Below are 11,974 nucleotides of genomic sequence, written 5' to 3'. Positions count from 1 at the left end.
GCCTAGTGCGGGGCTTTTTTTTGCGCGTCGCGCTGTCATGGGTCGAAAAGCCGAAGCGCGCATGAACTCGCTCCGGGCTCAAATCGACCATCGGTCATATTTCTCGGCGCCGGGTGAATTGCTCGACTATGGTGATTTTCTCGAATCGCCAAATAACAAGGGCTTGCGCAATGAAACTTGAAATCGCTCGAGGATTGTTTCTTGTCGGTTCACTGGGTGTTGCGTCGCTGTGTGCGGCGGCATGGAGTGAGCCTGACGCGAAGGTGGTTGCGAGGAGCGATTTCAGCAGCCATTGCGCGGTGCCGCGTATTGCCCGCGCCTCTGTTTCAGAGGCGCGCCCCGATCAGGACTTGCTGTTGCTCATGTACGGGCTTTCCCAGAGCCTGGTAGGGCGCAGCTGAGCAACTTTCTCGTATTCCAAGCTCTGCTCAATGGCCCTCTGACGGCCGCGCGCTTGTGGCCACTGCTGTCGCCTGGTCCGGGGTTGCCAGCACCGTGTACACAGCCGGTAGTACGAACAGGGTGAACAGTGTGCCCACGGTCATGCCTGTGGCGATCACCAGACCGATATCGAAGCGACTGACCGCTCCCGCACCGCTGGCCAGGATCAACGGAACCATGCCGAATACCGTCGCCGCGGTTGTCATCAAGACAGGTCTGAGTCGGATCGCAGCGGCTTCCTCGACCGCTTCACGACGGTTCAACCCCTGATCTCGACGTAACTGATTAGCGAACTCGACGATCATGATGCCGTGCTTACTGATCAACCCGATCAGCGTCACCAGCCCCACCTGGGTGTAGATGTTCATGCTCGACAGGCCGAGGAACAGGGGGACCAGCGCACCACAGACCGAAAGCGGCACCGTTACCAGGATCACCAGCGGATCGCGGAAACTCTCGAACTGTGCCGCTAGCACGAGAAAGATGATCGCCAACGCGAGCGCAAAGGTCGTGTACAGCGCATTGCCCTCCTGGATGTACTGGCGCGATGCGCCTGCGTAATCGAAGGTGTAACCCTGCGGCGCCTCCTCCAACGCAATGCTGCGCAGTGTCTCGATGGCTTCGCCCATGCTGACGATCGGGAAGCCCTGGATGGTCGCTGCATTAAGCTGCTGGAACTGGGACAACTGGGTCGGTCGGGCGCGGTCATGAACCCTGATCAGGGTCGACAGCGGCAGCATGTCGCCCTGCTCGTTTTTGACGTAGTAGTTGTTCAGCCAGCCTGGATTATCCCGGTAGGCCTGCTCGACCTGGGCGATGACCTTGTAGCTGCGTCCTTCAATGGTGAAGCGGTTGATCTCGCTTTCGCCGAGCAAGGTGGCCAGGGTCAGGCCGAGGTCTTCCATGGTGACGCCCATTTGGGCTGCTTTTTCCCGGTCGATCTCGACGACGATTTCCGGTTTGTCGAACGCCAGGTCTACATCGAGAAACGCAAACTTGCCGGAAGCCTGGGCCTTTTCCTTGATTCGCTCGGTAATCTGTAACAGCGACTCGTAGTCGTTGGCGGTATTGATGACGAATTGGAACGGCAGGCCTTCGCCGGTTCCGGGCAGCGAGGGCAGGTTGAAGCCAAAGACCTGCAGGCCCGGGATCTGATCGATCTTGGCCTGCACCTCGGGGAGAACCTCCATCTGGGTGCGCTCCCGTTCATCCCAGGGTTTCATCAGAAAGCCGCCAATCCCGCTCTGTACGCCGTTGAAGCCATTGATTTGGAACCAGGAGTAGTACTCGGGGAACGACTTGAAGATCTCCAGAAACTGATCGGTGTAGGCATTCAGATAATCGAGGTTCGCCGTTTGCGGAGCACTTGCCATCATGAAAATGATGCCCTGGTCTTCCTCTGGAGCCAGTTCGCTTTCGGTGAACTTGAGCAGCAGCGGAATCAGCCCGAGTACGATTAATGCGAATACCAGTACAACCGGCCGCGTGTTCAGGGTGCCGTGCAAGGCGCGCTGGTAACGCGCCTTCAACCGGTCGAAGAGCTGGTCCAGGCGGTGTGCCAGGCCACTCGGGTTCTCTTCGTGACGTAGCAGGCGCGAGCACATCATCGGCGACAAGGTCAGCGCGACCACGCCGGAAATCAGCACAGCGCCGGCCAGGGTCAGGGCGAACTCCTGAAACAGTGCGCCCGTCAGGCCTTGCAGAAAGCCGATCGGTGCATAGACCGCGGCGAGGGTGACGGTCATGGTGACGACAGGCATCGCGATTTCTCGGGCGCCGTCTATCGCTGCCTGAAAGGGCGTTTTGCCGTCCTCGATATGCCGGTGGATATTCTCTACCACGACGATGGCGTCATCCACGACCAGGCCGATCGCCAGCACCATCGCCAGCAACGTCAGCAGGTTGATCGAATACCCCATGGTCTGCATGAAGAACAACACGCCGATCATCGAGAGCGGGATGGTCACCACCGGGATCAGTACTGAGCGCACTGAGCCGAGGAACAGGAAGACCACGACTATGACGATCACCACCGCCTCAGCGAGGGTCTTGACTACCTCATCGATGGAGGCCTGGATGAACCGCGTCGCGTCATAGGCGATGGTGACCTTGAGGCCGGGCGGCAATTGCGATTCGATCTGGGGCATCACTGCTCGCACTTCGCTGATGACATCCAGCGGGTTGGCGCTCGGCGTGCCCTTGACGCCGATATAGACCGACGGGATCCCGTCGAACGAGCTGATCGCGTTGTAGCTTTCTGCGCCCATCTCGACGCGCGCCACATCACCCAGCAGCACACGGCTGTCGCCCTGAGTCTTCAGGGGGATGGCGGCAAAAGCCTCGGGGGTTTTCAGCTCGGTATCGGCGTTGATGCTGGTGACAACGTACTGACCCTTCACCTCACCGGCGGCGGACAGGAAGTTGTACTTGCGCACGGCCTCGTTCACATCGCCGGCCGAGAGTCCGTAGGCGGCGAGCTTGACCGGATCCAACCAGAGGCGCATGGCGAACACCTGATTGCCGAGAATCTCAGCCTCGGCCATGCCGGGCAGGGTGGCCAGCTTTGGCTGGATGACCCTCGACAAGTAATCGGTGATCTGCGAATTGCTCAGCTGCTCGCTATAGAAGCTTATGTACATGAGCGCCGTGGAGTCGGCCGCCTGCTTGTTCAGTACCGGGTCTTCTGCGTTTTGAGGCAGCTGGTTCTTGACCGAGTTGGCTTGGCTGAGCAACTCGGTATAGAGGCGATCCGTGTCAGCCCCGATACGCGCATAGACCGAGATGACCGAAACGTTCTGCTGACTGACCGACGTCATGTAGTCCACGCCTTCGGCGCTGGCCAGGCTCTGCTGCAGGGGCTGGGTGATATAGCCCTGGATCGTTTCTGCGTTGGCGCCGGGATAAGCGGTGGTCACCGTGATCAGCGCGCTTTCCATTTGCGGATACTGGCGGATCACCAGGCTGTTGAAGGCCTGGAAGCCAAGCAACACCAGCAGCAAGCTGATCACGCTGGCCAGCACCGGACGGCGAATGAATGGATCGGTAAAAGCCATGGGGTCTATGTCCCTTCAATAGGCGTCTCAGCGGGCTTCGGGCTTGAGCTCGAGGGTGCGCTTTTCGGCAATCGCGACGTGGGCGCCGCTGTCCAGCTTGAGCTGCCCCGCAACGACCACCTGCTCGCCGGCTTCGAGTCCCTCGAGAACTACCACGCGTCCGTCGCGCCGCTCGCCGGTTTTGACGAAGCGCCGCTCGACAACCAGGTAGGGTTCGTCGGTCTCGGTCGCCGCGGTGCCTTCCTCGGGTTCGGGAGGCTGACCCTCCTTCACCACCAGTACCGAATTGCCATACAGGGTGTAGGTGATCGCGGTTTCCGGTACCACGATCCTGGATTGCTCGCTGGGCAGCAGCACCTGCAGATTGGCGAACATGCCGGGCAGCAGGCGCTCGCCAGGGTTGGCGAGCTCTGCGCGGACCTGCACGTTGCGGGTGGTGACCTCAACCTTGGGGTTCAAGGCGACGATGCGGCCCTCGAACTGCTCACCGGGGAAAGCGGCTACCTGCACACGTACGGGCTGATCGATGGCGAGCAGAGGCACTTGCTGTTCAGCCAGGTAGAAATCGACGAACAGCGTCGACAGGTCCTGCAGCGTGGCAATCGGTGTGCCGGCAGCGACGAAGTCACCGACATCTACCTGACGGATCCCGATGGTTCCGGAGAAGGGGGCGAGAATGCGCTTTTTCGCCAGGCTGGCCTTCAGCTGGGCGACGGTGGCGTCGGCTTTTTGTGACTGGGCGTTGAGCCGATCGAACTCGCTGCGAGAAATGGCCTTTCCCTCGATCAGGCTGCGTGCTCGTTGGAATTCCACCTTGGCCAGATGCAGGTCCGCTTCCGCGGCTGCCAGGCTCGCCTGTTCGATCTCGCTGTCCAGCAGAACGATGGGCTGACCCTTCTGCACTTTTTCACCCGAGCGGAACTGCACATCGCTGATGGTGCCGGCGATCTCTACCGAAAGGTCGATGCCCTGCGAGGCGGTGAGCGTGCCAACCGCCGGAAGCCGGCTTTGCCATGGCTCCTGACTGGAGGCGACAACCTCCACGTTGATCGGCGGCTTTGGTGCCTTGAATTGCTGAATCTGTGTGTAGATCGAGTTGAACTTGAGGGCGGCAAGGATCAATACCACGACGATCACCGCGCCAAGCATCAGCAGCATGCGGCGCAACATTTTCCGTATTCCTTGGAGTAATGAGCCGGCTGACCATGGCTATGCAACGACGCAGCCGTATCGAATGCGCAAGCCACGACCAGCGCAGTTATGCACCAACCATGGCGTCGTGATTCGGCCCTGTAGGAGAGGGAGAATGGACGTTAGCTGCGAACCGAGTGCAAGTAAAGCGGGATATCAGGCGCTGCCTGAGGATCAGGAAGAGGGCGTCAACAGCGCGCTTCGCGCGCCAGGCCGCTGTGTCGAATGCGCTTACGGCCCCGCGCGGGCAGGGCCTTGCATTTGGTTTGAGGTCAGCCCGCCAGGCGGTGAGTGACTTCGCTGAGCTGAGCGGACAGCCCGTGCAGATTGTGACTGGCCTTCTCGGTGCGCTCTACATTGTCCTGATTGGTGGTGGCGATGGCGGTAATCTCGATCAGGTTGCGTGAGATGTCCTCTGCAACAGATGTCTGTTCTTCCGCGGCGGTCGCGATCTGGCGATTCATGTCACGAATGGCTTCTACTTCCAGAGTGATGCGCTGGAGCATGCCGCCCGCTTCAGTGACCTGCTCGACGCCGACGTCGCTACGGGCCTGGCCGTTTTCGATGGCCCGTACCGCATCCACCGCCCCCGTCTGTACCGTGTCGATGATCTGATGAATTTCCGCCGTGGAATCCGCCGTACGTTTGGCCAGCGTGCGCACCTCGTCCGCCACCACGGCAAAGCCGCGCCCAGCGTCGCCGGCGCGGGCGGCCTCGATGGCAGCGTTCAGCGCGAGCAGGTTGGTCTGGTCGGCAATGCCGCGAATCACTTCCAGCACCTTGCCGATACGGCCGCTGTCGGCCTCCAGCCGGCGGATCACGCTGGCGGTGTTACTGATCTCGCCGCGCATGTGGGTGATCGTTTCGATCGTCGAGCGCATCATGGCTTCGCCTTGTTGCGCCGACTGGTCGGCGGCGTCTGCGGCATGTGCAGCGTCCGCTGCATGACGCGCGACCTCTTGCGCGGTGGCAGACATCTCATGCATCGCCGTGGCGACCTGATCGGTACGGGAAAACTGCTCGCGGGTGCCTTGGCCCATCAGGGCCGCAATGGCGTTGAGCTCCCCGCTGGCGGTGTCGAGATCCGATGTGCTGCGCTGCAGGCGGGTAAAGGTGTCGGCTAGGAAATCGCGCAGCACATTGGCCGCTACCGCCAGGCGGCCCAGCTCGTCAGCGCGGCTGGTATCGACACGTTCTTTGAAATTGCCTTGGCTGAGGTTCGCAACATGGTTTATCAGGTGGCGGATCGGATTGAGCAGGTTGCGGTTGACCAGCCAGGCACTGAACAGGCCAATCAACACGCCAGCGGCAAGCATGATCAGCGAGCCGACGATAATGGTTCGGTCTGCGGCCCTGCTGATGGTCGCCGAATTGGCAAGCGCGGACTCGCGTAGCTGCACCACCAAGGCGCTGAGCTGCTCACTGGTGGCGCGGTCGATGCCTTTGACGGCCGCGTCGCCGACAACCGGGTCACCGCCAGCCGCGATGAACGCGTCGCGGCCCACGCGATAGGCCGTGCCAAGCTTCAGGTGTTCGTCACGCAGACTTTTGATCTGACTGGCCAGCGCGGGGTCGTTCTGGCTGGCCTGTATGAGCGTGCCCAGCAGCGCCTGCACTTCGCGCTCCTGCTCTTCGAAACTCCGCCAGTATTTGGTCAGATTTTCCTGAGATTTACCGCGTAGCAATACGTTCTTCCACTCCTGAACTTGCACCTTGAACTCGAGGTTGGACTGGTCGATGAGGCGCGAGGCTTCGATCGGTCCCTTGAGAAGACGCTGGTAGGCCGTGATTTCATCGGAGAGAAACGAAAAACTGGCGAGCGCGATAGTAAGCATCAACAGCAAGCTGCCGCCGATCAGCGCGAGCAACTGTCCACGCAGGGATTTTTTCAGGAACATCTGGGCGTTCTCGTATCGAAGGGGATGCGCTTGCATAAACAAGCCTGCAACGAGTAGTCGGGCTGACTGCTCGTCGCCGGTTTTTCGGCCTGGCGCTTCGATACTTGAACGCTTTCAGACGAGTCGCAGGTGATTGTCCCAAAGCCCCGCGGGCAGCTGTAGCGGGGTGCTGACGAACGCTCTGCCCGTGCAGTCGACGAGGCGGCAGCGGCCCTGGCCGGAGCTGACGACAAAGCCTTCTTTGACTGCCGCGACGCCGGCACAGTCCGGCAGGTGGATTTCCTCGCGCAGTGCCGTTGTGTCCAGGTCCCAGATGAATACCTTGTTGCCGCGCGGAGCCGTCACGGCCAGCAGGCGAAGGGCATCGTTGATCGCCAGGCTGGCGGTGTACTGGTTCATCGTCTGGCGCTGCGCTTCGCCTAGCGGGAAGGCTTCGAAGGCTTGGCCGGGGCGCTTGATGGCCAGCAATGGCACCTGATCCATCGGGTCGCCTTCATACTGCTGGCCCGACACCACCGTGCCGTCAGCCGCCACCGCCAGGTGACGCACGCTGTTCATCTGCTCGGGCAGCTGCTCCTTGCTGAGCAGCGTGCCGTCACGGCGCAGCATCACAAGGCTGGGTTCCATGGCTTGCAGATTCATCATCTCCCGGCTGTCGGCCTCGGTGCGGATGCCACCATTGGCGATCACCAGTGTCTCGCCATCCGGCATCCACAGCAGCTGATGCGGGCCGATGCCGTGGGTGGAGTCCTCACCACTGCGCACCAGCTGACGACCCTCGACACGATAGACCCCGAGAACGCCGCGGCCGGCCTCGGCGGTATCGTTCTCGGTGGTGTAGAACCAGTCGCCACTGGCGTGGAAGACGCCGTGCCCATAGAAGTGGCGGTCCGGCGGTGACGCCAGTACCTGAAGCAGCGTTCCGTCACGGCTGTCGATCAGATAGCTTTCACGGCTCGGGCGGCGTCCGACGAAGACGGCGAGCGGCAGGTGCGGGTGCGCGTAGACATCGTGACAGCGCTCGGCGACGGGCGTGGCGAAAACCTGGCTGCCGTCGAGGCGATAGCCAACCGCATAGTGGCCACCATCGGCATCGTTACGTGCCGACAGCAGCAAGGGTTGTTCGGTGTGATGCGTCAACGTCCAGCCGCCGACGGCTGAAGCGGCCACCAGTGCGCTGCCCAGGCCCAGGAAAGCACGACGTTTCATGATCAGTCTCCGTCGTGGGCGTTGAAACCGATCTGCACCCCAAGAGCGCGCGCCAGTTCGGTCTGGTGCAGCCGGTGCAAGGCGTCGATGTCCTGATACAGCGCGTCAAGTCGTGCTCGGCCGGCTTCGTCAGCGATCAGCTCGCTGAAGGGCAGCATGATGTCCACCAGATGCTGACGTGCGGTTTCGTAGGCAACGTCGATGCGCTTGGCCAGATCAGCCTGTTCGGCCGGGACCAGCGCCTTCAAGCCGTTTCCATCGGTACCAAGCCAGAGCCGCTGGGCGCCAGCGAGTGCGGCATCGATGCTGGGAAGCGTAGCGTCGCTGCGCCAGGCTTCGGCCTGGAAGGGCTGAGGATAGCCTTTGCTCTGGCGACCGAGCGGTGCGCCAAGCTTTTTCTTCAGACCGTCCAGGGCGGTGACCTGAACGCGAAGCAAATCGGCGATCGCTTCGGTCGATTCGGCATAGCGCTCGTTGGGGAACTCGCTCAACTGGGTGGCCATGCCGTCCTTTGCCTTCCAGGCTTGCAGCATGTCGGCTGCGAGCTTTTGCTGATGCTCACCGATGGCTATCAGCAGCGGGCAATAACGCGCCTTGGTCGCACTTTCGCTCAGGTCGACGGCTTTGTCATAGAGCACGTACTCGTAAGCAGACAGGCCCTGCAGGACGACACTGCCGTTCTCCAGATCGGCCTGGGTCAGCTGTGGCTTCCTTTTCAGCAGTGCGGTGACCTGCCGACCGACAAGATTCTTCTTGTCAGGCCAGAACTGTACTTGCCAGGCCCGGTTGCCTTCACCCATCGGTCCGATCAGCAGCGGCTGCAATCCCGCCCAGGCAAGCTGCGCCTGCAGGAACGCCTGGCGCGCATCGTTAATATCTTCATTGCCTGCACAGAAGGCGATGCCGCTGGCTGCCATACGGCGGTTGGCTTCAGCCCAGTCGGTATAGGCCGGTAGCAGAACCTCGTCGGTCAGTGCCTGGCTTGTTTCCTGATACGGGTCGGATGGCGTACAGGCGCCTAAAAGCAGACCCAGTGCAGTGGCCGTGACGGCGCGAAAAATCTGGTTGCGGTACATGTTGCTCCTCAGGACTGGGCAAGGGTGCGTATGGTTGGGCATTTAAAGGGACCCGAGAAAGGCCAGCAGGGCGCTGCGCTCGTTATTGTCAAAGCCAAGCACGGCCTGCTTGGCACGCTCCGCTTCGCCGCCGTGCCAAAGTATGGCTTCGAGCGGATTGCGGGCGCGACCGTCATGCAGCAGCTGGGTGTGGCCGCTGACAGCCTCGGTCATGCCGAGGCCCCACAGCGGCGGAGTACGCCATTCACGGCCACTGGCCTCGAATTCCGGGCGGTGATCGGCGAGCCCTGCGCCCATGTCATGCAGCAGCAGGTCGGTGTAGGGGCGGATCACCTGGTTCGCGAGTTCCGGTTCGGCGGCCTCGCCGGTGGTGAATTTCGGGATGTGACAGCTCTGGCACCCTGCGCGATGGAACAGCGTCTTGCCCGCCAGGACCTGTGGATCGTCCACGTTGCGCCGAGCCGGCACGCCAAGGTTGCGCGAATAGAACAGCACCAGCGACAGGATATGGTCGCTGACTTCGGGCTCGCCGCCGTCGGGCATCGCCAGGCACTCGGTCTGCGCTTGCGTGCAGCTGCTGCCGGACAGCAGGCTGGTCGTCAGGCCCATGTCGTTGAAAAAAGCGTCAGCGTTCTGCTGGTTCAGGTTCGGCTGTCCGGCTTTCCAGCCGAAGCGGCCCAATGTGGTTTCGCGGGTAACCTGATCGAACACCCGGTTCGGGCGCCCGGAGATGCCATCACCGCTGCTGTCGTCCGGATCGGCGTTGGCGAGTATCGCCGCCTCCGGAATCGCTTCCAGCAAGCCGAGCCCGACCATTGCCGGGGCCACGCGGACCGAGAACAGCGTGTCGGGATGCATTGGGCCGTAGCCCAGGTCGGTAATTTTCAGTTGCGGCGTACGCAGCTCTACTTCGAAGCCGTCTGCGAAGCGTTCGGTATGGGTGCTGTAGCCAAGGCGTACTTTGCCCTCCGGCGCAACGCCGGGAATCGCCATGTCCTGCAGTTGGCCGCCATAAGTGGGTTCAGGCGCGATGCCTCGCTGATGGACCACTTCGGCGTGCTCTTCGCCTGCCGGAATCGACAGGCGCACCAGCATTGACACGGCGTTGCCTCGCTCGGCTTCCGCCGGACGACCACGGCCATCCTTGATGTGGCAGTTCTGGCAGCCGTTGGTGTTGATCAGTGGGCCAAGGCCGTCGCGTGCGGTCGTCGACGAGGGGGCGATAACCCAGGGGTTGCGAAAGAAACTGTTGCCGACGCTGAAGTCCAGTCGGCGCACCGGTGACAGGTTGGCAGAGGGCATCGAGAAGGCATTCTGGTCGGACTTGATGACCGTGGTGCTGCCACCGGAAAGCGCCTCGCCCGGTTCTGCCTGTTCAAAGCGCGGCGGGTTTTCGTCGCAAGCGGTCAGGCCCATGGCCAGCAGCAGTGCAACGACAGGGAAGTAGAACGGACGCATCGGTAGCCCAGAGCCTTTCAAAGGTCGGCAATCTTAGCAGGCTACGGGTGGTTGAATAAGAGCAATTTGCATTTGGCGGTAGGCCGATTGGCCAATCGAGCAATGAAGCTCGGGGGGAGGGTGCATCGGTGCCGGAGGGAGCGGCATTGCGCCGCTCCCCAGGCGGGTGTATCAGAACTCGTGGTCAGCGGTGTCCGGGTTCAGGTCGCTGATGCCCAGAGCGGCAGCTGCCTTTTCGATCGAGCCGGTCTGCTGGACCAGCACGCCGATGGCGGCACGAACCTTTTCCTGACCTTCACTGTTGTCCGGGCCAATCAACTGATCAAAGGCCTCGCCATTTTCGGCGCTTTCGACCAGCACGCGCAGTTTGGCTTCGGTGGTTTCCAGGTCGGTCTTCAGTGTGCTGTTGACCTCAGGCGCAGTGCCTTCCACCAGCGATGCCAGGCTTGGGCCGGTCATCTTGGTGCCGTCGATGCGCTCGTACTCGCCCAGATAGACGTTACGGATGCCCTTGGCGTTGTAGTAGTGCGAGTTGTGCGTGTTGTCGCTGAAGCAGTCGTGCTCGTCTTCCGGCGAGTTGGCTTCCAACGCGACCTTCATGCGCTCACCAGCCAGCTCGCCCAACGACAGGCTGCCCATGCCGAAGAACATCTTGCGCAGGCCATTTTCGGCCGACTCTTTTTCCAGGCTGGCGCGATAGTTATCGGCGACACCGGCTTTCCACTCGCCGACCATTTCCTCGAGGTCGCTGACCAGCAACTCGGTGGCGGCCTTGAGGAAGGCGCGACGGCGGTCACAATTGTCGCCGGTGCAGCCTTCGCCTTCGATGAAGTCGCTCACCGGGCGTTCGCCGGCGCCCGCATTGGTGCCGTTCAGGTCCTGGCCCCAAAGGAGGAATTCAATGGCGTGGTAGCCGGTGGCAACGTTGGCTTCGGAGCCGGCCAGTTCGTTCAGGCTGGCCAGCTTCTCGCCGGTGATCTCGCTGACGTCGATCTTGTCTTCGCCAATCTGCAATTCTTTGTTGGCAATGATGTTGGCCGTGGCGCCAGGGTTGCCGAGGGCGTGCTGATAGTCACCTTTGACATAGTCGATCATGCCCTCGTCCAGCGGCCAGGCATTGAGCTGACCTTCCCAGTCGTCGACGACCGGGTTGCCGAAGCGGAATACTTCGCTCTGCATATACGGAACGCGGGCGGCGATCCAGGCCGCTTTGGCCGCTTGCAGGGTTTCTTCGGTCGGATTGGCCAGGAGAGCGTCAACGGCATCCTGCAGCTTCAGAGCGGCAGTGTGCGCATCGCTGAACACAGCATGGGCGATATCGGCGTAGTGCTTGACCACGGCCTGCGCGGCTTCGCTGTTCACGGTCTCTTGGGCAGCCGGTGCCGGTTCGCTCTGGGTGGTGGCGGCTTGCGGGGCAGCGGCCTGTTCGGCCGGAGCTTTGTCTTCGCCGCAACCAGCGAGTGAAATGGCGACAGCCAGAAGGCTGGCGGTAGCCCAGACGGGAGTGCGTAGCATGGCGGGTTCCTTTGCTTGCAGGGTGGTGTGAGTGAGTCGGCAGCAGGGCTGCGACAAACGGATGCAGAACATAATGCGAAAGATTTGCATTTTGTGCAAAGAAAATGCGTGCGACAGGTCGCGTATCGCCTCC

Annotated in this window: 8 protein-coding genes; 1 reads left to right on the top strand and 7 read right to left on the bottom strand. The window is 61.6% G+C overall.

Annotation, left to right across the window (positions count from 1 at the left end; translation table 11 throughout):
* Window positions 1–170: 170 nt before the first annotated feature.
* Window positions 171–401: a hypothetical protein gene (locus CXK96_RS18905; protein ID WP_102837980.1), complete on the top strand. Its 231-nt coding sequence runs from the start codon at window positions 171–173 to the stop codon at window positions 399–401.
* A gap of 27 nt (window positions 402–428) precedes the next feature.
* Here CXK96_RS18905 and CXK96_RS18900 read toward each other — a convergent pair whose 3' ends face one another.
* The 7 genes from CXK96_RS18900 to CXK96_RS18870 form a co-directional block, all read right to left on the bottom strand.
* A complete protein-coding gene (locus CXK96_RS18900) occupies window positions 429–3,494 on the bottom strand; it encodes a multidrug efflux RND transporter permease subunit (protein WP_102837979.1) in 3,066 nt (1,021 codons plus the stop codon).
* A gap of 27 nt (window positions 3,495–3,521) precedes the next feature.
* Window positions 3,522–4,664 carry an efflux RND transporter periplasmic adaptor subunit gene (locus CXK96_RS18895; RefSeq protein ID WP_102837978.1) on the bottom strand — a complete coding sequence of 381 codons (1,143 nt, stop codon included), beginning with the start codon at window positions 4,662–4,664 and terminating at the stop codon, window positions 3,522–3,524.
* Window positions 4,665–4,957: 293 nt separating this feature from the next.
* Window positions 4,958–6,583 carry a methyl-accepting chemotaxis protein gene (locus tag CXK96_RS18890; RefSeq protein ID WP_102837977.1) on the bottom strand — a complete coding sequence of 542 codons (1,626 nt, stop codon included), beginning with the start codon at window positions 6,581–6,583 and terminating at the stop codon, window positions 4,958–4,960.
* A gap of 114 nt (window positions 6,584–6,697) precedes the next feature.
* Window positions 6,698–7,792 carry a DUF1513 domain-containing protein gene (locus CXK96_RS18885; protein ID WP_102837976.1) on the bottom strand — a complete coding sequence of 365 codons (1,095 nt, stop codon included), beginning with the start codon at window positions 7,790–7,792 and terminating at the stop codon, window positions 6,698–6,700.
* 2 nt (window positions 7,793–7,794) lie between these two features.
* The gene (locus CXK96_RS18880; protein ID WP_102837975.1) at window positions 7,795–8,868 is read right to left on the bottom strand and encodes an imelysin family protein; all 1,074 of its coding nucleotides are present in this window, start codon (window positions 8,866–8,868) and stop codon (window positions 7,795–7,797) included.
* Between the two features lie 42 nt (window positions 8,869–8,910).
* Window positions 8,911–10,326: a di-heme oxidoredictase family protein gene (locus CXK96_RS18875; RefSeq protein ID WP_102837974.1), complete on the bottom strand. Its 1,416-nt coding sequence runs from the start codon at window positions 10,324–10,326 to the stop codon at window positions 8,911–8,913.
* 171 nt (window positions 10,327–10,497) lie between these two features.
* A complete protein-coding gene (locus tag CXK96_RS18870) occupies window positions 10,498–11,841 on the bottom strand; it encodes an imelysin family protein (RefSeq protein WP_102837973.1) in 1,344 nt (447 codons plus the stop codon).
* Window positions 11,842–11,974 lie beyond the last annotated feature (133 nt).

The sequence above is a fragment of the Stutzerimonas stutzeri genome (genome assembly GCF_002890895.1).
In the GTDB taxonomy this organism is placed as follows: domain Bacteria; phylum Pseudomonadota; class Gammaproteobacteria; order Pseudomonadales; family Pseudomonadaceae; genus Stutzerimonas; species Stutzerimonas stutzeri_AB.
The sequence above is the reverse complement of the archived record's forward strand: the minus strand, read 5'-3'. Positions and strand labels throughout refer to the sequence as shown.